This is a genomic window from uncultured Bacteroides sp. (assembly GCF_902472605.1).
Taxonomy (GTDB): Bacteria; Bacteroidota; Bacteroidia; order Bacteroidales; family Bacteroidaceae; genus Phocaeicola.
The window spans coordinates 12,410-36,396 of record NZ_CABROP010000018.1; the positions used below are offsets into that span (position 1 = coordinate 12,410).

The 23,987-nt window shown below is 47.0% G+C and carries 24 protein-coding genes; 14 read left to right on the plus strand and 10 right to left on the minus strand.

The window, feature by feature from the left end:
- The first annotated feature begins 12 nt into the window (after nucleotides 1–12).
- From RDP42_RS05705 to RDP42_RS05740, 8 genes are all read left to right on the plus strand, one after another.
- A complete protein-coding gene (locus RDP42_RS05705; protein WP_308762904.1) occupies nucleotides 13–1,077 on the plus strand; it encodes a DUF4837 family protein in 1,065 nt (354 codons plus the stop codon).
- A gap of 2 nt (nucleotides 1,078–1,079) precedes the next feature.
- Complete coding sequence (pdxA, locus tag RDP42_RS05710) at nucleotides 1,080–2,174, plus strand: 4-hydroxythreonine-4-phosphate dehydrogenase PdxA (protein ID WP_308762905.1); 1,095 nt, start codon at nucleotides 1,080–1,082, stop codon at nucleotides 2,172–2,174.
- A 1-nt stretch (nucleotide 2,175) separates the two neighbouring features.
- Entirely contained in the window at nucleotides 2,176–2,883 is a 708-nt protein-coding gene (locus RDP42_RS05715; protein ID WP_308762906.1) for an NDP-sugar synthase, read from the plus strand.
- A gap of 66 nt (nucleotides 2,884–2,949) precedes the next feature.
- Nucleotides 2,950–3,816, plus strand: a complete 867-nt coding sequence (locus RDP42_RS05720) for a hypothetical protein (protein WP_308762907.1) — start codon at nucleotides 2,950–2,952, stop codon at nucleotides 3,814–3,816.
- The gene (locus RDP42_RS05725) at nucleotides 3,816–4,763 is read left to right on the plus strand and encodes a CDP-alcohol phosphatidyltransferase family protein (protein ID WP_308762908.1); all 948 of its coding nucleotides are present in this window, start codon (nucleotides 3,816–3,818) and stop codon (nucleotides 4,761–4,763) included. Before RDP42_RS05720 ends, RDP42_RS05725 begins: the two co-directional genes overlap by 1 nt.
- A complete protein-coding gene (locus RDP42_RS05730) occupies nucleotides 4,763–5,770 on the plus strand; it encodes a lysylphosphatidylglycerol synthase transmembrane domain-containing protein (protein ID WP_308762909.1) in 1,008 nt (335 codons plus the stop codon). The genes RDP42_RS05725 and RDP42_RS05730 overlap by 1 nt, the downstream gene beginning before the upstream one ends.
- Nucleotides 5,763–6,485 (plus strand): HAD family hydrolase, encoded by a 723-nt coding sequence (locus tag RDP42_RS05735; RefSeq protein WP_177864232.1) that lies wholly within the window; start codon nucleotides 5,763–5,765, stop codon nucleotides 6,483–6,485. Before RDP42_RS05730 ends, RDP42_RS05735 begins: the two co-directional genes overlap by 8 nt.
- A gap of 13 nt (nucleotides 6,486–6,498) precedes the next feature.
- Entirely contained in the window at nucleotides 6,499–7,704 is a 1,206-nt protein-coding gene (locus tag RDP42_RS05740) for a sugar MFS transporter (protein WP_308762910.1), read from the plus strand.
- 110 nt (nucleotides 7,705–7,814) lie between these two features.
- Here the strand turns inward: RDP42_RS05740 and RDP42_RS05745 are convergent, their stop codons facing one another.
- The 6 genes from RDP42_RS05745 to RDP42_RS05770 form a co-directional block, all read right to left on the minus strand.
- Nucleotides 7,815–8,396 (minus strand): hypothetical protein, encoded by a 582-nt coding sequence (locus tag RDP42_RS05745; protein WP_308762911.1) that lies wholly within the window; start codon nucleotides 8,394–8,396, stop codon nucleotides 7,815–7,817.
- Between the two features lie 346 nt (nucleotides 8,397–8,742).
- Nucleotides 8,743–10,362: a pseudouridine synthase gene (locus tag RDP42_RS05750; protein ID WP_308762912.1), complete on the minus strand. Its 1,620-nt coding sequence runs from the start codon at nucleotides 10,360–10,362 to the stop codon at nucleotides 8,743–8,745.
- Nucleotides 10,359–11,756 carry a hypothetical protein gene (locus RDP42_RS05755; protein WP_308762913.1) on the minus strand — a complete coding sequence of 466 codons (1,398 nt, stop codon included), beginning with the start codon at nucleotides 11,754–11,756 and terminating at the stop codon, nucleotides 10,359–10,361. Before RDP42_RS05755 ends, RDP42_RS05750 begins: the two co-directional genes overlap by 4 nt.
- On the minus strand, nucleotides 11,740–13,047 hold the full coding sequence (locus RDP42_RS05760) for an AAA family ATPase (RefSeq protein ID WP_308762914.1): 1,308 nt from the start codon (nucleotides 13,045–13,047) through the stop codon (nucleotides 11,740–11,742). The genes RDP42_RS05755 and RDP42_RS05760 overlap by 17 nt, the downstream gene beginning before the upstream one ends.
- 435 nt (nucleotides 13,048–13,482) lie before the next feature.
- Complete coding sequence (locus RDP42_RS05765) at nucleotides 13,483–14,553, minus strand: ImmA/IrrE family metallo-endopeptidase (protein ID WP_308762915.1); 1,071 nt, start codon at nucleotides 14,551–14,553, stop codon at nucleotides 13,483–13,485.
- A 3-nt stretch (nucleotides 14,554–14,556) separates the two neighbouring features.
- Nucleotides 14,557–14,961 (minus strand): hypothetical protein, encoded by a 405-nt coding sequence (locus RDP42_RS05770; protein ID WP_308762916.1) that lies wholly within the window; start codon nucleotides 14,959–14,961, stop codon nucleotides 14,557–14,559.
- A gap of 317 nt (nucleotides 14,962–15,278) precedes the next feature.
- Here RDP42_RS05770 and RDP42_RS05780 point away from each other — a divergent pair, with 317 nt between their 5' ends.
- Together RDP42_RS05780 and RDP42_RS05785 are read left to right on the plus strand one after the other, a co-directional pair.
- Nucleotides 15,279–17,093: an N-6 DNA methylase gene (locus tag RDP42_RS05780; protein WP_308762917.1), complete on the plus strand. Its 1,815-nt coding sequence runs from the start codon at nucleotides 15,279–15,281 to the stop codon at nucleotides 17,091–17,093.
- The gene (locus RDP42_RS05785) at nucleotides 17,090–17,614 is read left to right on the plus strand and encodes a restriction endonuclease subunit S (protein WP_308762918.1); all 525 of its coding nucleotides are present in this window, start codon (nucleotides 17,090–17,092) and stop codon (nucleotides 17,612–17,614) included. The genes RDP42_RS05780 and RDP42_RS05785 overlap by 4 nt, the downstream gene beginning before the upstream one ends.
- A 53-nt stretch (nucleotides 17,615–17,667) precedes the next feature.
- Here RDP42_RS05785 and RDP42_RS05790 read toward each other — a convergent pair whose 3' ends face one another.
- The 3 genes from RDP42_RS05790 to RDP42_RS05800 form a co-directional block, all read right to left on the minus strand.
- Complete coding sequence (locus RDP42_RS05790) at nucleotides 17,668–18,093, minus strand: mobilization protein (protein ID WP_308762919.1); 426 nt, start codon at nucleotides 18,091–18,093, stop codon at nucleotides 17,668–17,670.
- A 68-nt stretch (nucleotides 18,094–18,161) separates the two neighbouring features.
- Nucleotides 18,162–18,395: a hypothetical protein gene (locus tag RDP42_RS05795; RefSeq protein WP_308762920.1), complete on the minus strand. Its 234-nt coding sequence runs from the start codon at nucleotides 18,393–18,395 to the stop codon at nucleotides 18,162–18,164.
- Nucleotides 18,392–18,544 (minus strand): hypothetical protein, encoded by a 153-nt coding sequence (locus RDP42_RS05800; RefSeq protein WP_308762921.1) that lies wholly within the window; start codon nucleotides 18,542–18,544, stop codon nucleotides 18,392–18,394. Before RDP42_RS05800 ends, RDP42_RS05795 begins: the two co-directional genes overlap by 4 nt.
- Before the next feature lie 235 nt (nucleotides 18,545–18,779).
- Here RDP42_RS05800 and RDP42_RS05805 point away from each other — a divergent pair, with 235 nt between their 5' ends.
- The 4 genes from RDP42_RS05805 (at nucleotide 18,780) to RDP42_RS05820 (ending at nucleotide 22,989) form a co-directional block, all read left to right on the plus strand.
- Nucleotides 18,780–19,943, plus strand: a complete 1,164-nt coding sequence (locus RDP42_RS05805) for a serine hydrolase (RefSeq protein WP_308762922.1) — start codon at nucleotides 18,780–18,782, stop codon at nucleotides 19,941–19,943.
- Between the two features lie 239 nt (nucleotides 19,944–20,182).
- Nucleotides 20,183–21,163: an aldo/keto reductase gene (locus RDP42_RS05810; RefSeq protein ID WP_374046922.1), complete on the plus strand. Its 981-nt coding sequence runs from the start codon at nucleotides 20,183–20,185 to the stop codon at nucleotides 21,161–21,163.
- A gap of 188 nt (nucleotides 21,164–21,351) precedes the next feature.
- Nucleotides 21,352–21,948, plus strand: coding sequence for a DapH/DapD/GlmU-related protein (locus RDP42_RS05815; RefSeq protein WP_308762924.1), 597 nt, complete (start codon nucleotides 21,352–21,354; stop codon nucleotides 21,946–21,948).
- Nucleotides 21,949–21,954: 6 nt separating this feature from the next.
- Nucleotides 21,955–22,989: an amidohydrolase family protein gene (locus RDP42_RS05820; protein ID WP_308762925.1), complete on the plus strand. Its 1,035-nt coding sequence runs from the start codon at nucleotides 21,955–21,957 to the stop codon at nucleotides 22,987–22,989.
- On the opposite strand, the gene RDP42_RS05825 is transcribed toward RDP42_RS05820, so the two are convergent.
- A complete protein-coding gene (locus tag RDP42_RS05825) occupies nucleotides 22,952–23,851 on the minus strand; it encodes a helix-turn-helix domain-containing protein (RefSeq protein WP_308762926.1) in 900 nt (299 codons plus the stop codon). The genes RDP42_RS05820 and RDP42_RS05825 overlap by 38 nt on opposite strands.
- Between the last annotated feature and the right edge of the window lie 136 nt (nucleotides 23,852–23,987).

Below are 23,987 nucleotides of genomic sequence, written 5' to 3' on the forward strand. Positions count from 1 at the left end.
TACCAGAATATCATGAAGCGAGTAACTTATTATCTTGGAATAGCCTTGGCAGTGCTGTCATTTGCTTCCTGCCGTAATGGCGGAAAGAGTATCATTACTCCGGTGTCTAGCGGACGTCCTTACGAAGTAATGGTGGTAGCCGACGACAAATGTTGGATGAGTCCAGACAGTGCCCTCTTCCACGTGTTGGACACCGATGTGCCGGGATTGCCTCAGCCGGAACGCTCGTTCCGTATTTCGCGTGTGCGTCCGGATGCGTTTAACCGGTCCATCCGTTTGTTCCGTAATATCATTATCGTGGACATTCAGGATATTTATACACAGCCCAAATTCAAGTATACCCGTGATGCCTATTCTTCTCCACAGATGATTATGACCATCCAGGCTCCTAATCAGCAGGAATTTGCCGATTATGTATCGAAGAACGGACAGGTGATTATCGATTTCTTTACTCGTGCCGAAATGAACCGTCAGGTCAAACTGTTGGAAAAGAAGCACAGCGAGCTGATTTCTACGAAGGTACAGAGCCTGTTCGACTGTGATATCTGGATGCCGGTGGAACTGGAGTCCTATAAGGTAGGAAAGGATTTTCTTTGGGCTTCCAGCAATCTGAACGATTTGAACTTTGTGATGTATTCCTACCCGTTCCGTGATAAGAATACTTTTACTAAGGAATATTTCATTCACAAACGCGACTCTGTCATGAAGGTGAACCTGCCGGGTGAGCGCGAAGGCATGTATATGGAAACATCCGATTCCATCTTCCTTACCACTCGCAATATTGCTGTGAAAGGAGATTATGCGTTTGAAGCTCGCGGATTGTGGGATATGAAGAATGATGCCATGGGCGGTCCGTTCGTATCTCATGTACGCGTAGACCGTGAACATGCCCGCGTCATTGTAGTGGAAGGGTTTGTTTATAACCCGGGCAAGCTGAAACGCGACCAAATCCGTAAACTGAATGCGGCGCTTTACACCTTGCAGCTCCCGTCGGAAAAAGAAGTATCGGAGATTCCGGTAGACAATGCCATTTCGGAAGAAAAAGTGAACAAAGAAGCTGAACAGAACAAGCAATAAATATGGAAAATCGTAAAATTAGAGTGGGTATCACTCATGGAGATATAAATGGAGTTGGTTACGAGGTGATTTTGAAAACCTTCTCCGACCCGACCATGTTGGAATTGTGTACGCCGGTTATCTACGGTTCGCCGAAGGTGGCTGCCTATCATCGCAAGGCCATGGAAATTCCGACCAACTTCAGCATCGTAAACACGGCAGAGGATGCACAGGACGGAAGAGTAAACGTAGTGAACTGCATTGAAGAAGAATTGAAGGTGGAACTTTCCAAACCGACGCCTGAAGCAGGAAAGGCAGCCTTGACAGCGTTGGAAAGAGCACTGACCGACTATCGGGCCGGTTTGTTCGATGTGCTGGTCACGGCTCCCATCAATAAGCATACCATCCAGTCAGAGACTTTCCACTTTCCCGGACATACGGAATACATCGAGGAACGGGTTGGCGACGGACAGAAAGCGCTCATGATTCTGTTGAAAGGCGATTTCCGCGTGGCGTTGGTCACAGGCCATGTGCCGGTGAGAGACATCCCCGGCATGCTGACCAAGGAACTGATTATGGAGAAGATGGAAATCTTCCACCAGTCTCTGAAGAAGGATTTCGGCATCGATAATCCGCGTATTGCCGTCTTTTCTTTGAATCCGCATGCCGGCGACAACGGTTTGCTGGGTACGGAAGAGCAGGAGATTATCATTCCAGCCATGAAGGAAATGATTGCCAAGGGCGTGCAGTGCTTCGGACCTTATCCGGCCGACGGTTTCATGGGTTCCGGTAACTATACCCACTTCGACGGTATTCTGGCCATGTATCACGACCAGGGACTGGCTCCGTTTAAGGCGCTGGCCATGGACGAGGGAGTGAATTTCACTGCGGGTCTGCCCATCGTACGTACTTCACCGGCTCACGGTACGGCGTACGACATTGCTGGGAAAGGAATCGCTTCGGAAGATTCATTCCGTCAGGCAGTGTACGTGGCTATGGATGTGTTCCGTAACCGTGCCTGGGAGAAAGAAATCAGCGCACGCCCGTTGCGCAAGCAGTATTATGAAAAGCGCGACGATAGTGATAAACTGAAATTAGATAGCGTAGAAGAAGAATAACATGAAGTTTGCAATCATATCAGCCGGGGAAGGTTCCCGGTTGTCACAAGAAGGAGTTCAGTTGCCCAAACCTTTGGTGCAACTGAACGGTGTGGCCATGATTGACCGCCTGATACACATCTTCGCCCAAAACGGAGCGGAGGAAGTGGTGGTCATTATCAACAACGAGGTACCCCTTACAAAGGCTCATCTACAGGAATTGGAAAAAACATCGGAAGTACCTTTGCGGGTAGTGGTCAAGACTACTCCGAGTTCCATGCATAGTTTCTATGAACTGAGTCGTTACCTGAAAGACGACCGTTTCTGTCTGACTACTGTCGACACCATTTTCCGGGAAGAAGAGTTCGCCCATTTCATTGAAGCCTTCAAGGCTTTTGACGGCGACGGCATGATGGCTGTGACCGATTATATCGACGATGAGAAACCCTTGTACATCGGTACGGATGAAGCCAATCGCATCACTGGGTTCTACGATAGTCTGCAGCCCGACACCCGTTACATTTCGGGCGGAATTTATTGTTTGTCTCCCAAGTCGATTGTGACGTTGGAGAAATGTATGGCGCAGGGCATGTCACGCATGCGTAATTTCCAGCGCCAGCTGGTGGCCGACGGTTTGCAGCTCAAGGCTTATCCCTTTTCAAAGATTCTGGATGTAGACCATGCGGACGACATCGTAAAAGCAGAGGCTTTTTTGAACGGACAAGATTAAATATACCAAACGAGATAAAAGAATAAAACCTGATTTTTTGCGAAAAATCTAGAATAAAAAGATAGAATGTATAAAAGAGGAGAGAAGATTCGGGTAGTTGGTGTGAGCCGCGGTAATGAGTATTCCCCGAATCACGTAGACAATGACGCTGCCATCATTCGATTGGCAGCAGAAGCATTGGAGAAAATGGGGTGTGAGGTCACTATGTATCCGGAAAAGGAATTTGTGACTAAAAAAATAGAGGCAAAGTTTATCTTTGACATGGCACGCGACAGAGCTACCATTGAACGGTTGAAAGAATTGGAAGCTGACGGAGCTGTGGTTGTAAATTCGGCCTATGGCATCGACAACTGTGTCCGTCAGCGGATGACGGAACTGCTGATGGCAAACGGAGTACCCCATCCACAGAGTTTTATTATTCCCACCGACGGGAAGTTTACCCCTTCCGTTTTCCCTTGTTGGATTAAGCGGGGCAATTCGCATGCCATGGTGAAAGAAGACGTGGTGTATGTGGAATGTCGGGAAGAGGCAGAGGTGGTAATGGCTGATTTCCGGAAACGGAACATTCCGGTGGCCGTGGTCAACGAACACCTGGTAGGGGATCTGGTGAAGTTCTACGGCGTGCAGGGAACGGATTTCTTCTATAGTTTCTACCCCACGGAACAATCACACAGCAAGTTTGGTTTGGAAGCCATCAACGGAGAGACGCGTGGATTTCCCTTTGACGTGAAACAGCTTCAGGCTTATGCGAACAAGGCCGCTGAAGTGCTGAATGTTCCTATTTACGGAGGCGACTGCGTGGTATCGTCCACGGGTGAAATCCGTATTATTGATTTCAACGACTGGCCCAGTTTTGCCCGCTGCCGTGTGGAAGCTGGACCGGAAATAGCCAAATGTATTTATAATCGTATTATTCACAAATTAGAAAAATAATGAGTACGGAGAAAAAAGGAGTAGAGGCTTCTTTCAAGTCCATGGATACAGAAGAGTTTCTGGATATCCATTTCAATCGCCCCATCGGTTATGTATGGGCCTTGTTTTTCCAGCGTTTCGGCGTCCATCCCAATGTGGTGACCATCCTGTCCATCATCCTCGGAGTGGCGGCAGGGGTGATGTTCTATTATCCTGACATGCCCCATACGCTGATGGGTATTTTCCTGCTGATGTGGGCCAACCATTATGACAGCTGCGACGGGCAGCTGGCGCGTATGACCGGCAAGAAAACCCGCTGGGGACGTATGCTCGACGGATTTGCCGGCGACCTCTGGTTTATCACGATTTATGTGGCCATCTGCTTGCGCCTGACAAACCAACCTCTTCCTTTCCATATCGGGGAGGCTTCCGGGCAGACCTGGAGCATTTATATTTGGCTGATTGCCTTGTTCTCCGGTACGGTGTGCCACAGCAAGCAGTGTACGCTGGCCGATTATTACCGTAATATCCACTTGTTTTTCCTGAAGGGAAAGGCCGGCAGTGAGCTGGACAACTTCAAGCAGCAGCGTGAGATTTTCCACAGCCTGCCTTGGAAAGGCAACTTCTGGTGGAAGGCTTTCCTGTATTTTTATGGTAATTATACTCGCAAGCAGGAGCAGATGACGCCGAACTTCCAGCGTTTCTATGCCTTTGTGCAGGAGCGTTACGGCGACAACATCCCTCAGGCACTGCGCGACGAGTTCCGTACCCTGAGCCTCCCACTGATGAAGTACACCAACATCCTGACGTTCAACACCCGTGCGATAGCCCTTTACATCAGTCTGCTGATTGGAGAACCTTGGTTGTATTTCATTTTTGAGATTGTGGTGATGACTTCCTTGTTCGTGTACATGCGTCACCGTCACGAAGCCTTGTGCGCATTCCTTTATCATAAATACGCCCAATAATGAAAGAGAAATTTCGTAACATATTCTGGTTCTTCGGCATCTTTGCCATCGTGGTCATGCTTTGCACGTTCGACATGGACTACCAGGAACTTTGGCAGAATCTGCGGAAAGCTGGTATCTGGTTCCCGGCAGTCATCCTGCTGTGGGTATTCATCTACTACCTGAACACTTGGTCGTGGTATGTCATCATCCGCGACGGGAAACATGCCAAGGTGCCTTTCTGGAAGGTGTACAAGCTGACCGTTTCCGGTTTTGCCCTGAACTATGCCACTCCCGTGGGACTGATGGGAGGGGAGCCGTACCGCATCATGGAGCTGACCCCTTACGTGGGAGCCAGCAAGGCCACTTCGTCGGTCATCCTCTACGTGATGATGCACATCTTCTCTCATTTCTGCTTCTGGTTGACGGGCGTGGTGCTGTATCTCATTTTTGAACCGATGAACTGGGGAATGGGTATCGTGCTGGCGGTAGTAGCCTTCTTCTGCCTGCTGGCCATCTATTTCTTCATGAAAGGCTACCGCAATGGAATGGCCGTACGCACGTTCAAGTTGTTGGGCCATGTGCCCTACGTGAAACGCTGGGCACACCGTTTTCTGACCGAGAAGAAGGAATCGCTGGAGCGGGTGGACGCACAGATTGCCGAACTTCACAAGCAGCGGAAGAGCACGTTCTACGCGTCGTTGGGACTGGAGTTCACGGCCCGCATCGTGGGTTGTGCCGAGGTGTTCTTCATCCTGAATATCCTGACCGACCATGTGAGTTTCCTGTCGTGCATCCTGATTATGGCCTTCACTTCCCTGTTTGCCAACCTGTTCTTCTTCTCGCCCATGCAGCTGGGTGCCCGTGAAGGAGGATTCGCGCTGGCCGTGGGCGGACTGGCCATCCCGAGTGCGTTTGGTATCTATACCGGACTGATTACCCGTGTGCGCGAATTGATTTGGATTGTAATCGGAGTGTTGCTGATGAAAGTCGGCAACGGAACCCCAAATAAAATGAAAGATGAATAAACTGACAGATGTGAAAGGCGTAATCTTTGATTACGGAGGTACGATTGATACAAACAGCCGCCACTGGGCGGAAGTGCTGTGGAGCAAGTATGAGGAATTTCAAGTGCCGGTGGACAAAGCCAGCTTCCGTGAGGCGTATGTGCACGGTGAGCGCACGCTGGCCCGGGTGCCGCTGGTAAAGCCGGAACATAACTTCCACGATGTACTGCGCATCAAGACCGATATTCAGGTGAAATATCTGGTGGAGCAGGGTAAGTTGGACGAAGCGACCGCCAGCCGCGAGCGTTATGCCGAAAAGGTGGCCGATAGTTGCTATCGCTACGTGCTGGACGTGCTGGAGCGTACCCGTCCTGTGGTGAAGACCCTTTCCGAACGCTATAAGCTGGTGCTGGTGTCCAATTTCTACGGAAACATCCAGACCATCCTGAAAGACTTCGGCCTGTTCGATTTCTTTGCCGACATCATCGAGTCGTCGGTGGTGGGTGTGCGCAAACCTGATCCGGCCATCTACCGCCTGGGCGTGGAAGCCATGGGCCTGCCCGCTGAGAATGTGCTGGTGGTAGGCGATTCCTTCTCGAAGGATATGGTGCCCGCGAAGAAAGTGGGCTGCAAGGTGGCCTGGCTGAAAGGCGAAGGCTGGGGAAATGAAGAAATAGACGAAACCCTTCCGGACCTCATCATTACCGATTTGCCGGAATTGCTGTCGTATGTATAGAGGAGGGGCACGGATGAAAAAACAAGGAGTTGCCCTGGTGGAACGCCAATACCTGTTCCCCTTTGTACTGATTACCTCACTCTTTTTCCTGTGGGGATTTGCCCATGCCATTCTGGATGTGCTGAACAAGCATTTTCAGGAACTGCTTACCATCACCCGTACTCACTCGGCCATGATTCAGGCTACGATGTACATGGGTTATTTCATCATGGCCATCCCTGCCGGATTGTTCATCAACCGTTACGGATACCGCCGGGGGGTGGTGTTAGGACTGTTGCTGTATGGCATTGGCTCCCTGCTGTTCATTCCCGGACAGCACTGGATGTCGTTCAATTTCTTCCTCTTCTCCCTGTTCGTCATCGGATGCGGACTGACCTTCCTGGAAACGGCCGCCAACCCGTATGTCACGGAATTAGGAGCGAAGGAGACCGCTGCCAGCCGCTTGAATTTCGCCCAGTCGTTCAACGGACTGGGATGCATCTTTGCCCCGATTCTGACGGGCATCCTCCTGTTTGCCGACGAGGACAAGGGAGCCAGCGGCAATGTGGCCCTCCCGTACGCCGTGATGGGCGTGATTGTGCTGTTGGCCGCCCTGGCTTTTATGCGGGTGCGTCTGCCCGAGATACCCCATGAGGAGGAAGTGGACAGCGAAGGAAACCACGTCGGCCTCTGGGCACATAAGTTGTTTGTTTTCGGTCTGATTGCCCTGTTTGCCTACGAGGTGGCCGAGATTTCCATCAACAGCTTTTTCATCAACTACGTGACCGAGGTAGGATGGATGAACGCTCGCGATGCCTCCCTGATTCTGTCGTTCGGTGGACTGGGACTGTTCATGGTGGGACGTTTCGTGGGGAGTTGGATCATGCGTCGTGTACGGGCCGAGAAGATGCTCTTCTGGTGTGCTACGGGAACGGTTGTCACCACGTTGCTGGTGATTCTCGACCTGGGCTCCGTGTCGTTCGTGGCCCTGCTTTGCGGTTATGCCTTTGAAGCCATTATGTTCCCCACCATTTTCGCCCTCTCCCTGAAAGGACTGGGCAGCCATACGAAGCGTGCCTCTTCCTTCCTGATGATGTCACCGGTGGGCGGTGCTGTGGGTCCCGTACTCATGGGACTGGTAGGCGATTATGCCGATATGCACTGGGCCTTTGTGGTACCCTTTGTTGGCTATGTAGTGGTGTGGTGTTATGCCCGTCACATGATGCGTCTGAAAAACTGAGACCGTTCTCTCAGGCGGTATAAAATAAAAGAAGCGCGGAACTTGAGGTGTCTCCCGATACCCTGGGTTCTGCGCTTCGGCGTATTAAATGATAAGTATAGAATTGGGGATTATTTACCTTGTGGAGCCTGAGGAGCTTCCGGACATTGGTTCGAATATCCCGGAGCCGGCATCTGTCCCGGCTTGCCCATTCTTCCCTGCATCATCGGGCAGGGCTTCTGTCCCATCCGCTTGTGCATCTTTCCCGGACGGCCCATGCTGAACACCTTTTCCAACTGACGGGCATTCAGGATTTTTTTGAAGGAATTGTAATACTTCTTCTGTGTGTCGAGCACTTTCTGACGTATCTCAAACCGCTTTTCAATGTCCTGCTGAATCTGTGCGTCGGTACGTTCGCACGGTTTTACAGCTTCTGCAGAAGGTTCAGCTGGAGCCGGACGGCAATCCTTCAGTGCGGTCAGGTACTCTTTGTAGAGGGTGGTGAACTGAGCCAGTTTGGCATCGTCCAGCATCAGTTGTTTTCCCATCCGGGCAGCCTGCATATCCATCCGCTGTTCCGGTGTCATTTTAGCACAAGTACCTTTTCCTGCTTTGGCCGGACAAACTTTCTGTGGAGCGTTTTGCGCCATCAGGGTGCCGCATCCCAAGCATACGGCGAGAATTAATGTAGAGAATAAACGAGTTGTTTTCATTGTAGTCATTTTTTTTAAGTTGAACATTTTGTTTTTAGTGCACTTACGACTCTAAGACAATCAGACTTTCTCAGGGTTTATTGAAAAATCAGAGATTTAACATTTGAAAGGGGAATGAGAGGAAAAATGTGAATTTTTTAAAGAAAGATGGAGGATGTTGTCAAATTAATTGCGAAAAACGACTGCTCCATATTGGGGATTTCAGGCACGAAAAACGCAAGTGCGTTTGGACTCAAACGCCTTTGCGTTTTACTTAAAACGTCCTTGCGTTTTAGATGAAACGTCCTTACGTTTTACTTCAAACGCACTTGCGTTTTTTAGGCGGGAATCAGATTTTTGTAAATGATTAAAAATCAGCCTCTTTTACGATACTTAGTTTTTCCCCTGTGACCGGATGCACAAACTCCAGCGCGGCGGCGTGCAGGTACAGACGGTCGGACGGCTGGCCGTAGAGGTCATCGCCCACAATCGGATGATTCAGTCCTTCGGGATGCGCGGCATGTACCCGGAGCTGATGCGTGCGCCCCGTATGCGGATAAAACGCTACTCTTGTCTTCCCATCCTTGCGCTCCAGTACCCGGTAGGACGTGACTGCCCGTTTCCCATACTCCCGGCTCACCATCTGGCGCGGACGGTCCATCGGATTCGGACAGAGAGGTAAGTCGATGATGCCTTCGTCCGTTTCCAGTTCCCCTTCTAAGATGGCCGTGTACCGCTTGCGGATGAGGCGCGTTTCGAAAAGTGCCTGAAGTTCCTTGTGCACCTCCTTCGTCTTGGCCGCTAACAGCAGTCCGGACGTCGCCATGTCCAGCCGGTGCACGATGAGCGGTCCAGTGGCTTTCGGGTAGAGGTTGTGCAGTCGCTGGAGGATGGAATCGAGGTCGTTCTTGCCCGGTACGGAAAGCATGCCCGCCGGTTTGTGTACCACCACCAGCCACTCGTCCTCGTAGAGTATCTCCAGGGCCGTCTGTCGGTGTACGTCCTCCTCCAGCGGATTCGGTTCGACCTCCAGCCCCACGAGCATGTGTTTCAGAATCGGTTCACATTTCCCCTTGCACGACGGATAGAAATGCCCTTCGCGGCGTATCTCGTCCTTGGGCGACATGCCCCACCAGAACTCGCCCATGGCCAGAGGCTGGAGGTGATGCAGGTACGCATATTGGAGCAGCTTGGGCAAGGCACATTCCCCCGCTCCGGCAGGTGGAGTCTTCTGCGGGGTATTTTGGAAAATCTCGCACAAATCTTTCACCTCGCCCCGGGCGTTGAGCATCCGGAACTGGGAAAACAGTCGCAACTGGAGTGCCGCCGAGCGCGTCTTCCGTTCGTGGCGCAACGCCTGAATCTCCTGGTCGAGAGCCTGGAAAGCCTCTCCGGCCTCCTGCACCTTCTCCTTTAACCGCCGTTCCAGCCGTTTGAACTCTGCTTTCTGGAACTGGCTCTCGCGCGACATCGCTTCCGCCTCTTCGGGAGAAACTCCTTCCTTTCGCCGTTGCTCCCGACGGGCTTTCTCCTCCTTCAGTTTCTGTTTCTCACGGGTCAGTGTGGCCTGCGCCTCTTCTTCCACCTGCTTCCATGCTGCCTGTGCCGAGCAGTAAGCCTCGCTGGCTTCCAGTGCCGCAATCCGGTGATTGATGCCCGAAATCTCCGCCTCCTCGATGCGGAAGAACCCGTCGGGTTGCAAGAGGTCGTACACCGGTGGTACGAAAAACGCATGGTGGTTGCTGCCGGCCAGGTTGCCCGAGAAAGCAGCCAGGTAACCCAGCTTTCCTTCTGTATCCCGGATGACCAGTACCCCGAACATCTTTCCCTGCCGGAGTTCTTCCTGCCAGTCGTCCCGTGTGAGCAGGTACTGGCGCACTTCTTCCGCTGCCAGTCGGGTGAGCGGGTGAGGGGTGTAGTGGAAGGGAAAGGTGAAAGCCTTCGGCAATTCGATGCCTTCGGTCGGGGTGTGGAAAGAATGTATCATGATGAGAAATTCAGTTCGTTTTTTATTGTGGGGGCAAAGGTACGAAGAAAATGGCTTTCCATAAAAATTTTGTTGCCTTGCAGATGTTTCCGCAGCAATTCTTCCGATGCCGCCATTTTTGAAACAAAATCCGGATAGTCGGCAGCTTGTTGGGGAATGTGGAACAAATAGGTTTCCAGTTCCGCGTTGTCATCCTCTCCATATCCCCGTAAGGAATGTCGGGTTGTGGCATGCGCTTGAAAGGTGGGATGAATCAAAATGCCCTGTTTCCCTCTTAACCGATACATGTACGTGATGAGCTGATGTACATCCTCTCTTTTTTCCGTAGCCATTTTGTATTTGGCATCCACGATTGTTCCGTCGGATTCCCGGAAAAAGTCCAGGTAACGGGGAAATTTGTGCCCTTTGGCCAAGTAGATGCGTCCGATGCCTTTTTTGTTATTGGGGTGCGTGAATCCTTGCTTTGTGAGGATGGTGGTGAGGTATTCCTCCCACAAATAAGCCGCATCAAACAAAATGCCGTGTATCGGATTCTCTTGTTGCCCGTATTTGATTTTTTCGTGTCGCAGTATCCGTAAACAAAGTTTTTGAAGAGGCGCATAACGGGTGAAGTAAGGATGAGGGACAATCTTCAAGTTGTGTCTGATTACGTTTTCTCTGTCTTGCCGATGATAGTTCGGGGTGGCAGTCCTGATTTGGCTCACATTGTCTCGGGTCTGGGTGTCGCTTTCCAATAATGCTTTCCCGAATCGGGTGGTGCAGATATATTCGAGGGTGTGACGTATCAGCTCAGTCACTTGGTTGTCCTGGCTGAACTCCCGGGTGCGATAGGCAATGCGGCCATTAAACGGCAGGTTGCATTTTATCTGCCGGGAAATGTTTATCACGCCGCGTACATTCGCGTCATTGTACGCATTGTGTTGGTATTCTTTGTAGATGCCTTGCGCCAGTGCCTCATTAAGAAATTTGGGAAACAGATAGAGCAGAAAGTCGAAGACTGCTTCGTCGCTTGTTTCGTGTGGCATCCGGAAAAGGTTGAGGTACAGCATCTTTTGAAGCATGTAATGCAGGAAGAAATCTTCGCCGGTGTGCTGGACAAAACGAGACTGGATGGAAACGGAATGTCCGTCGATTCCTATAAATCCCACCAGATTGCCTGTCGTTAAATGGACTTTTGTGCATTGCTTCCCTTTCCAATCGGTCTGTAAGGACATGAGAGGCTGGTTGCCTATCTTATCCTCACATTCCTCGAAAGAATAAGGGTAGATAAGCAAGTCGTTTCCACATTCATCCGTCAGTTCCGACAGGGTACGGTTGGCTACATTTTGTAGAGACAGGAATTCTTCAAGATTTTCCGAAGTGGAAGAATAGGTTGAGTTATCCTTCAATATCATCTTTTCCTTCTTTTTGATAATACACTTGTTCCAGCATTTTCAAATTCTCCATGGCGTTGGCCGTACCTCTCAGGTATTCAAACAGCACACCTTTCAGGTGGTTTTCCCACAGGTGCTTGTAGGCTGCCTCCTTGTGGGTGCGTTCGTTGTCCAGATAAAGTGCCAGTTTGCTGAAGTAGGACCCTCCAATGTGATAGGCAGGGCTTAATCCTTCTATGCCCGTGTGGTTCTCTTCATCCCAGATGGCGGCATTCAGGCGCGTCATGACCTGAACGATTTCCTCTTTCATATCCGCCAGTTCCTCGTCCAGCATCCCTGTATGCTCATTGGCTTTTATTTCCACCCAGGCAAAACGGCGGCGCATGGCGAAGTCCATACTCTCCACACTGCGGTCGATGTCGTTCATGGTTCCAATGATATAGACATTTTCCGGAACGTAGAAGCCTTCGTAGAACGGGTCGGATTCATCGGTAATCAGATTCTGATACTGGGTCTTGACCAATCCTTTTTCTCCGCGATAGCTGGGGTCGATGCTGAAGAACAGTTCCCCGAAAATCTTGGAGATTTCACCTCGGTTGATTTCGTCGATGATGAAAATAAAATGTTTAGTCTTTTCTTTTTTACTATTCTCTAATACGAAATGCTTCTCTTTAGAAGGTAGAATATCTTTATGTAAAGTGTGATTATTAGATGTGTCCTTTGTATATAAAGGACAGTTTTCTTTAATAAAAAAGCCGACAGAAGGTTCATATGTTTGATGTTCTTTATCAAATTCCCCCGTTTTTAGATATCTGATAACACCGTTAGGGTTTACATAATTCTCATTACCTTTGGGAATTCTTAGATATATTTTATTTTGATTGATCACTAACGTGAATTTTGTTTCACTTCGTATGGATTTGAGAGTGGCTCCATTTTGTTTCATAAGCCAACTCATTGCTTTTTCAATCTTATCATTTTCATCGATGGAATTTTTTGAGATATTTATTGAGGACTCAGTGGATAAACCTTTGCATTTTTCGATTGCTTTCTTGCAAAACTCCTTGAACACTCCATCTTTCCTTTCAAACCCGATGTTTCCATTTTTATCGGGAGGAGTGGGGCGCAAACCTTCCACAAAGTCTGTGTAATCATACGACGGATGGAATTGAACAAATTCATATTCAGCTTCCATCGCGTCCGCAATTGCTTTGGCCAAATACGTTTTCCCCGTACCGGGTGCGCCTGTCAGAATAAGATTTTTATTTGCTTCCAGTAGTTGGATATAGTAGTCTAGATTTTTCTCTTCCATATTTTCATAGTTGTTTGATAAAGTATAAGCGGGTAATACTGACTGACCCATACAATATGGAAACAAAGTTAGAAAAAAGCTGTAATAGTTTGGTGGATATGAGTGCCTATTATTAATTACATTTGTTGTTTTACAAGGTTATTCCAGACTTTTTTCGTGAATCTGTATAAGGAATATAGATGGTTGAATTTAAACGAGTTAGAAGAATTCTCTTGTTTTGAGGTAATGAGTTGGCAAGCGTTCCGATTGCTGTATTCTGCATCGCTTTGCTTGTTCTTATAAGTTACGCATAATCTGTGGAATTCTACCCAGCAAAATAAAGAAAATGTTTTTCTTTAAGAAAAAGTACAGAAATAAATAATATGCTAACAGATATTGTAAATAAAATCTGTTGGTATTTTAACGCCCAACAGATTTTATTTAATTAATCTTTGATTATTGATATTGCGAAACAAAATCTATCTGGATTCTTCGCTGGAACGCAGGTGCATATTGAGCTTTTAACAACCAATATGAGGCAAATATTGGCTGTACATGAAACTCCTCTGCTAATGATTTTGCAGACATTGCTAATCCAGCACGTTTTCGGTCGAAAACAGCTTTGCGTAAATTATCACCATTGAATAAGTATTCATTTGCGAATTTATTAGCTTCTTTTTCTCGCGTATTTTGTTTGGTCTTCGATTCATTTATTTCTCCTTCGTAAATCTCAACATTCTTATGCTTGATAGCATGTCCTATTTCGTGAAAAAGAGTAAACCAACAAGATATAAGGTCATGTCCTCGGTCTGAAATTTGAATAAGCGGTTTATTGCCAATCCAACGTATTGCCCCATAAACTGTTTTAGGTAATGATGGGACAAAGACCAATCCTACACCAAAATGAGAAAATACTGAAGGTAAAGATTTGAAATAATCAACATCTTCAATATGAGCCATCCATTCTCTCGATTCAACCCAATTCATTAATCTGTTTTCATCATAATCTGAAAGATTAATAGCTTGAAAATCAAGTTCACCACGACGCAACCAAGCATGAAGATTAATCGGGTCAACTTCTATCTTATTTTGTGTGCGAAATAATGCTGCCTGTTTTTCTGAAGTTTCAAAAATCTCTACCTCTGAATCTACGCCAAAGAAATCCAAAATATCGTCTAAAATATCATATCCTTGTGTAAATTCACCTCGTAGTAAGGGCAGGACTTTTTTTAGTTTGGTATATGTTTTCTTTGCTTGGTTGTAATTAGCCATATATCGTGGCTTCTCGTCCAAATAATCTTTTTGAAAATCAGACAAATATTTACTTATGCTAGAATCACCCAAAATTTCAGATACCTTTCTTAGGGTTTTATCGGATAGTCGCTCCTTATTTCTTAATTCTTTAATGCCGATAAGTTCTTCGAAATTCTCTATGCCGCGAGCCTCGAATATATCAGCAAGTTCTCCTCCAACTGTATTACGCAGAGTCAAAGGGTTTAATACCGGTGTTTTTTCAGGTGCAGCCATTTTTTATATATTATTATAATCGTGGTTATTTACGGCAATAACATATATTGTTGTTATTGAGTTGAAGTCTCCTTGCCAATCTTGTGTTAGTAACAAATTCTTTTCTTCATCTATAATATGATTAAAGAATTTTCTTGGCCCTTGTCCAACGCGAACTTTTAAAATTAAGGGATTTTTTTTACCGCATCCTTGTTTAATTTCTATTCTATTATCTGTTTTTCCGAACATTGCATTATAAGCACCAGCTGAAACATATTTTCTTAATCTGTCATGCAATTTCTTTGCTGGTTCCATCAGATTAGCTCCAAAGGTCTTTGAAAATGCCCTTGACGCATTACGATTATCGGGATTCATTACAAAATCACGATAACACTTAACTTCTTTAGAGCTACTATATTCAATGTTCATTTTAATCCAATTTATAATTTGCGAGCAAAGATACAACTTATCTCTCGAAAGCCTATTTATTACCAAATAAAATTATGTATTTTTGCAAGTATAAAAAAGAATGCTAATTATGAATAGAATAGAAAAGAAGCATTGAGAACTAAAGGTGTCAGCCAAACAGAATTGGCAAACAAACTTGTAATATGGTCAATTTGTATGCTTCAAATAAAGTACACCCCCAAATTCCAGTATTATATCAAATTGCAGATATTTTAGGAATGGATGTATGGGAATTGTTATTGCCTAATAGTGAAATCACTCAATCATAATATAATACGATGTATTTGACTGAAGACGAAATAAGAGATAACGCAAAAGTTATACTGGGCTTTGATGAAAAAGACCCTGATGTGAAACAAGGAACAGGGCAAATCACGACTTTTAACCAACTGGGTTTTAAGGGCGTGTCTGACAAACCTGATGGGTGGTATCTTCCCAATGATAAACAAGATATAGCTATTATTTTGGAAACTAAATCTGAGAAAGAGGATGTGTTTTCAGAAAAGCATTATGCAGAGTTGGTCAAAAATATAGAGATAACAGCCCAACAATACAAACGTGTTGTAGGCATTCTTTACAACGGAACGGATGTTCGCGTTGTCAAACATATCAAAGGGAGCGGACAATATGAAGAAATAGAGGATGTTGCAAAAACACTCCAAAACAAACGCTATTATATAGCACTGTTCAAGGAAAACCGGATTAACAAGCAATTGATATATGCACTAACCAAGAAAATAAACGACTGTTTGCATGTCCAATTTGGTATAAAAAATCTATACCATAGAATGATTATCACAGCCTGTGCATTGGTAGCAAAAAGGTATGGGGCAATGCTTGCAAAGGGAATGGAATATTCTCTCATGACATCTTCCATACTTAATACGTTGTCCAAGTCACTTGAAAAAAACAGAAAGCAGAACTTGAAATTAGATCTTCTTGTTGAAGTCTATTCTGAAATAAAGATGAATATGACAAATAACCAAGAGGCAATAGACAATTTCATAACGTGGGTCTCTGAAATTTCTGATTGTGTCAATTCCGATTATTGGAATGGTGAAGATGTAATGGGAATATTCTTCAATGAGTTCAACCGTTACAAGAAAAAATCCGAGAGCGGGCAGGTGTTCACGCCGGACCATATTACTTCTTTTATGTATAGGCTTATTGAGGTAAACCAGCACGACCGGGTGCTTGACGCAACATGTGGCTCAGGTGCTTTTCTTGTGAAGGCTATGTGTAATATGGTGAAAGAAGCCGGCGGTGTAAATACCTCGGAAGCAATGACTATAAAATCAAGCCAATTATTTGGAATTGAGTTTGACCGGGAAATTTTTGCGCTTGCCTGTGCGAATATGCTCATTCACAAAGATGGGAAAACAAATCTTGAACAGTTAGACACACGCACCGAGGAGGCTTGCGAATGGATTAAGAGCAAGAAAATAACAAAAGTGTTGATGAACCCTCCATATGAACGAAAGTACGGATGTTTGAAGATAGTAGAAAATGTATTGAAATCTGTACCTGTTGGAACAAAATGTGCATTCATCTTGCCTGACAAAAAATTAGAGAAAGATTATACTGATAAAAAGTACGGCAACAAACTTTTGAAGAACAATACACTCACGACAATAATTAAACTGCCTGAGAATTTGTTTTTCGGGGTCGGGGTAACAACTTCTATCTTCGTTTTTGAAGCAGGGAAACCACAAAATAGACGCAATATTATAGGTTACTATATTGAGGAAGACGGTCTGGAAACTGTGAAAAACCAAGGTCGTCAGGACACGAAGAACCGTTGGCAAGAAAAAGAAGACTACTGGATTGAAGCTATTAGGGATGGAGCAGACCCTCTATATAATACTCGCCAGATAATCAATCCATTAGAACATCTTTCCTATCAAATGCCAACCGCCCCATTTGAAATATTTGAGGAGGACTTTGTCAAGACTATGATGGACTATGAAATGTTTCAGCGTGGAATTGATTCTAAGGAATTTTGCGAGAAACTGTTAAAGAAAGTCCTATATTCCAGTTTAATAGAAGATACAGGACAACACATTAATATTTCCATAAATAAAGATAACAAATGAAACAAATAGATATTTTAAATTGGCATGAATTTGTAATACGGGATTTATTTGAAATCAAGAGACCTGAAGCACGAAGCCAAATGGATTATGATGAAGGTGAGGTGCCATTTGTTGCTTCTGGTAATTTCAATAATGGTGTTCTTAAATATCTTAAACCCAAAAATGATAAAGACATTGATTTAGGAAATTGTATTACAGTTAGCCCAATAGATGGTAGTAGCTTTTACCAAGAATGTAATTTTCTTGGTAGAGGTGGGGCTGGAAGTTCAATCATATTACTATACAATCCAAATTTAAATAGGTATAATGGTAATTTTATTGCTACTGTTATTCGTTCTGTGTGTAAAAAATACATGTATAGTGATATGGCCAATAAAGATGTTATTGGTTTAGAAAAAATTAAACTGCCTGTTTATAGTTCTGGTGAGCCAAATTGGGAATATATGGAGCAATACATGAAAAACATTGAATCTCAAGTACGGATGTCTATAAATAAGTTAACAAATATTATAGAGATGTAAGCGTAAACGGTTCAATGCGTAGACTTGCTATCCTTTCATCTCATTGGAATTGTTTATAGTTCTATACCTTTACTCTTTTTGAGGGGCACAGCTGTTCTACGTATGGAAGGAAGCAATTTGTTGAATTTCTCCTTGAACCATTCTCCAATTGGTTTTCCTTCGATGAGAAGTGCAAGTTTTGACTTGTCTTTCGGGTCTTTTGCCACTTGAAAACCTGCCATCTCTGTTTTGAACTTCCGCTTGTGTTCCTCCAAATAGAGTTTATCTTCATAGAAAAGTGGCTTTTTGCTGATAAGCGTAGCTGTTTGCGTTTCTTTGAAACCGACTTTAAGGCAGAACTTCTCCATATATATCAATTCTTGAAATAGAGGAAACCATTTCTTGGCTTTTAAGATAATAGATTTTAGTAATAACACTTCCTTTGGGCACGCCATATCTTTATCCGCTATCTCCCTGCGATGCTTGGTTTGCAGTTTCATGAGTTGACGCTTGTGTTCTTCCTGCAGCCTTTGTATTTGTGACTGCAACATCACAATGCTTTTGTCACCTACGGCAATTTCATTTTGCAAGGTCTGATTATCGCTTCAAGTCTTTTTAACTTTCCGCTACCGAAAAGAGAACCGACCTTTGCCACGCATGCGGCTTTCGCTTCCGTTTTGGTAACTCCCAGCTTCTCCGATTTAGTGTCCAGCTTTACCTCGTCCAATCGCTTTTCTGCTTCCTGCTGTTCGGAATGGAGTTGCTGAACATTGACTTCCAATTCCTCCATTTGTCTTTTCAAATCTCGGTAATACTGAGCAGTGGTGGTATGCCGTGCTTCCGAGCCACGTACGCCTCGTTGCAAACCGTATTTCCCATTACTCTTGCGTAACCGTCGTGGTAGGCGGCCAGTTTTTTACGTGTCAGCACGTCATCGGCACACAGGTGCACTGTATTGGCTTTCTTGTGACAGGTGCGTTTGCCGTCAGCTTGCTTCTTCTTGGCTTTCCTGCCCTCGCCCTACATTCTCGCCATATCTTTTTCGAGCTAATTGCCTGTTACAGATATTTTCCGTAAGTTTGTAAAAACAATACCCCTCATTTCAGATAAGAAACTGAATCTATCCCGCTTGGCATACAGGCTTTTAAGAAACTACGGAAAGAAAATATTTTTACAGCATATCCCTATGAAAATAAAGAAGAAAACTGTCCTTCGTCTGCTCATTGCCCTGGTCGTGGTGCTCGGGGTGGTGTATGCCTCCTTGCCCTACTATGCCCGTCAGGCGCTTATCCACTGGATGCCCGTCATTGACGACCTGGAAACCTTTCACCGGCATACGGTACGTCATAATCCCAACGACGTGTGGCATTGGCCTCTTTCTGCCGACTATAACCGTTACCGACTGACGGAGCAGGATGCGCACTATCTGGACAGCCTGCGCACCGTGTCCTTCCTTGTCATTCGTCGTGACAGTATTCTTTTTGAAAGTTACCGTGACGGGTGGAACGACACACTGACTTCGAACCTCTATTCTGCTACAAAAACCATCGTGGGACTGTTGGCGGGTGTGGCCCTCGACGAAGGAAAGATTCACAGTCTGGATGATCCCGTATCGCGCTACATTCCGGCCTATACGAAAGGGATGCAGGCCGATGTTACCCTGCGCGACTTGCTGACCATGAGCGGCGGCATGGCGTGGGATGAGGCGTATGCGTCGCTCTTCTCCGTCACTACGCACGGCTACTACGGCAATGATTTGTACGATTTGGTGACGGGCTTGGACGTGACGGAAAAGCCCGGCGTGCAGTATTCCTACCGCAGCGGCGAGACCCAACTACTGGCCTTTGTGATTGAAGCGGCTACCGGGCAAACACTAAGTGACTATGCTGAAGAGAAACTCTGGCGTCCGATGCAGGCCGAGCGCGATGCTTACTGGCTGCTCGATAAGAAAGACGGCGACGAGAAAGCCTTCTGCTGCTTCCATACCACGGCCCGCGACGTAGCCCGTTTCGGAAGTCTCTTGTTGCATCGCGGCAATTGGCACGGCCGCCAACTGGTATCCGAAGCCTATATGGACGAACTGATGCGTCCTGCTTCGTACCTGAAAGACCAGTGGGGCAAGGATTCACTCAGCTACTACGGTTTTCAGACGTGGATCATGGATTATCGCGGGATGCGTTGTCCTTACATGCGCGGTATGCTGGGGCAATACATCATCGCCATCCCTGCATTAGATGCCATCGTCGTGCGCTTGGGTCGCAAGCGTAGCGATGTCTATCACCGTGAGCTTACGACCGACATCACACGGTATATGGACATCGCCCTGAAGATACTGAAAGAAAATCAGTGAAACGGGTACGCACCTCCGAGTTATTGTTACATACCTACTTCCTGTTCTTCGCTATATTTGCATAAAGACTAAAAACACAGGAGATTATGGATCGAAGGAATTTTCTGAAACAGGCTTCCGGTTACACCTTGGCCGCAATCGGAATGATGACAGGCATAGGGCAGGCTTTTGCCGGAACGAGTTCGGTGGGGGAGAGCGCAGCAGATGCGTCGTCAAACAATCGGGTACAAAGAAAAGAGATGGAACACCGCAAACTGGGCGGGATGGAAGTTTCTGCCATCGGCTTGGGATGTCTGCCGATGGTGGGCTACTATGGAGGCAAATATGAGAAGAAGGAGATGATAGACCTTATTCGGCGGGCATACGACCAGGGGGTCACGTTGTTCGATACGGCAGAGGTTTACGGGCCTTACACCAGTGAGGAATGGGTGGGTGAGGCCGTTGCCCCATTTCGTGACAAAATTAAAATCGAGACGAAGTTTGGATTCGGGGTAGAAGAGAGTCAGCCGACCGCCCTGAACAGCCGGCCGGACCATATCCGGCGGGCAGTGGAAGGTTCCTTGCGCCGTTTGCATACAGATCACATCGACCTACTTTATCAGCATCGTGTGGACCCGAATGTGCCGATGGAAGAGGTGGCTGGGGTGGTAAAAGACTTGATGCAGGAAGGGAAAGTCTTGCATTGGGGATTGTCTGAGGCAAGTGCCCGTTCCATACGCCAGGCACATGCGGTATGTCCGCTTTCAGCCGTGCAGAGTGAATATGCCATTTGGTGGCGCGAACCGGAGACCAAGATCTTTCCCACGCTTCAGGAGCTGGGTATCGGCTTTGTGCCTTATTGCCCGCTGGGACGGGCTTTTCTGACGGGAACGATCAACGAACACAGCCGTTTCCAAAAGGGAGACAGGCGGTATAATCTGCCCCAATTCCAGCCTGAAGCATTGAAACACAATATGCCGTTGGTTTATCTCGTGGAGGAATGGGCGAAACGTAAAGGGGTGACTCCAGCGCAGTTCGCTTTGATTTGGATGCTCTCGCGTAAATCATGGATTGTCCCTATTCCTGGAACAACCAATCCTGACCATTTGGATGACTTCCTCGGTGCCGCTTCCGTACGGCTGACTCCTTACGAAATGGAGGAGTTTGACGCTGCCTACGCCAAGATAGATCTGATGGGGCACCGTGCCGACCCGTTCACGGAGAGTCAAATAGATAAATAAATGATTCTACCATTATACAGATAATTTGGAGGTCATCATCCAAGAAGAGAGGTGCATGAAAGTGTTTGTGGGGTTTATAAGTTCATTTTCAGTGAAATTGGTATAAACACAGAGGATATGTCTACTCTGTATCGGGTGGTATTGTCGTATCTTTATCACATAGAAAGAACTAATCAATTAAAGACAATATGGAAGATATTTTCAAGAAAGACTTGTCGGGAGAAATGGTTTCTCCCAATGAACCGGGATATGACAAATTAATTAATGTGATTTGGGATACCATGAAGCTGGCAAATGAATTGAATGCCGGCTGGCACACGCCTGAAGAAGTGCGCGACTATCTGTCTCGTATCACAGGCCGTGAGATTGATTCATCGGTCACGCTGCTACCTCCGTTTTATGTGGATTACGGGAAGAACATCCGCATAGGGAAAGGTTGCTGGATACAGCAGGGATGCACTTTCTTCGACCGGGGTGGCATCACGTTGGGCAACGGCGTGTTCATCGCCCCGAAAGTGAACCTTATCACCATCAATCATGACCCTAATCCGGACAACCGCAGCGCCACTTACGGGCGTCCCATCGTCATTGAAGACAAAGTATGGATAGGCATCAATTCCACTATCCTGCCCGGTGTGACCATTGGTTACGGTGCCATTGTAGGGGCAAACAGCGTGGTGACGCACGATGTGCCGCCGATGACGGTAGTAGGAGGCAATCCGGCGAAGGTCATCAAAGAAATTAAATGCAGAGCAACAACGACAAGTACAATAACCGGGGAATAGAAGGTAATGAATAAATTGATTTTGACAGGGGCATTGTGTGCGGCATTCGCTACTGTATCTGCACAGACGGTGGATGTACATAGCCACATCATTCTTCCTGAATACAGGGAAGTGCTGAAAGCACACGGGGCAGAATTGGAAGAAACTTTTCCGTTGCCTGAGTGGAATGTAGAGCGGCACATCGCTTTTATGGACAGTGCAGGCATCCGTACCGCTGTGCTGACCATGCCAGCTCCACAACCTTATTATGGCGATACAGAGGAAAGCGCTGCGTGTATCCGCAGGGTGAACGAGGTTTCTGCAGAAATGAAACAGCGATACCCTGGAAGATTCAAGTTCTGTGCCTCACTGCCGTTGCCGGATGTGGACGCTGCCATACGGGAAGCGGTGTATGCACTCGACACACTAGGGGCCGATGGCGTGAAACTGGCGACCAACAGTCGCGGGCAGTACTTGGGGGATGAGGCATTGGACCCGTTGATGGAGGTTCTGAACGAGCGTCATGCGGTCGTCATCCTCCATCCGCACCATCCCACACCTTATCCGAAGGAAATCATAGACACCACACCGCTGGCGATGTACGAATATCCGGCAGAGTCCACTCGTGCCGTGGTGAACATGCTGGCACGAAATGTATTGGTGCGCTATCCGAACCTGAAAGTGGTTGTACCCCATTGCGGTTCGTTCCTGCCGTTGGCTTTACCTCGCATGAAATCCATTCTCCCGGCAATGGTGAAGCAGGGCTATATGCAGCCGATAGATTGGGAAGGCAACCTTTCGCGCCTTTATTTCGATCTGGCGGGCAACCCGACCATGGAAATCTTGCGCTCGCTGCTTACCCTCACCACGCCCGACCACATTCTTTACGGTTCGGACTATCCTTACCTGCCTGATGCCGTGCTGAAAGCCAACCTGCAAAGGTTGAAGCAGACGCTTGCTTCTGATAAGGAACTTGCCGGATATGCCGACTTGCTTCTGTGGAAGAATGCAGATGACTTGTTTGTTAAGTGTGCAGCTGTTGGCAGTATGCGGAAGGAGTGATGCCTTCTTGCTTCTTGAACATGCGGCTGAAATGTTGGGGATATTCAAAACCGAGTCTGTCGGATACCTGCGACACGGTTTCGCCCGCTGCCAGTCCGTTTTTGGCCAGCCGGATGATGAATCGACGGATGTGATTGCTTGCCGTATCGCCAGTGGTTTTCTTGATGACGTCGCCGAAATAATTGGGTGACAGGCACAGCTTGTCGGCACAATACTGCACGCTAGGCAGGCCGAGGGTCAGTTGTAGTCTGTCTTCAAAATAATTGCGAAGCAGACGGTCGAAACGGACGAGAATGTCGGAGTTTTCCACCTTACGGGTCAAGAACTGGCGGTTGTAGAACCGTTGGCAGAAGTTGAGCATCAGTTCGATGTAGCCTACAAGGATGGTGTTCTGTAGCTCGTCTGGCTTTTTGAACAACTCGTCTTGTATCTGGCGCATGAGAGAGACAAGGATGTCATGCTCCTCATCTGTCATGTGTAGGGCTTCATTGACACGGTAGTCGAAGAAAGAGTATTCCTTGATGTGCTTTTCGAGTGGAAATCCGTGCAGCAGGTCAGGATGGAACAGGAGCGCCCACCCCGTAATAGACACCTGTTCGCCGTTGTCTTCCTTGCCTCCCACTTGTCCGGGTGCCACGCACAGCAGCGTACCTTTGTGGTAGTCATACTTGCCACGGCCATAGTCCAAGGCTACATCGGCATCGTCCCGCAGGAACAGTCCGTACACACTGTAATTGTTCAGACTATGACGTATGGGGGACACCTCGGCATAGTTGATGACACTGACCCACGGATGCAGGTCGGCGTGTCCGAGGTAGTGACCGTAGTCATTGACATTCTTTACTTTCAGTATCTTGCTCATCGTCCTTTCCGTTAATCCCATACAAAGATAAAGTATTTAACGCACAATGATGGAGGCAAATACGTAATTTCTGTAAAACGGGTATGTTTTGCCAACTTATGGTTACGGGATTTTTGCTTGTTGCGATGTATTTTTG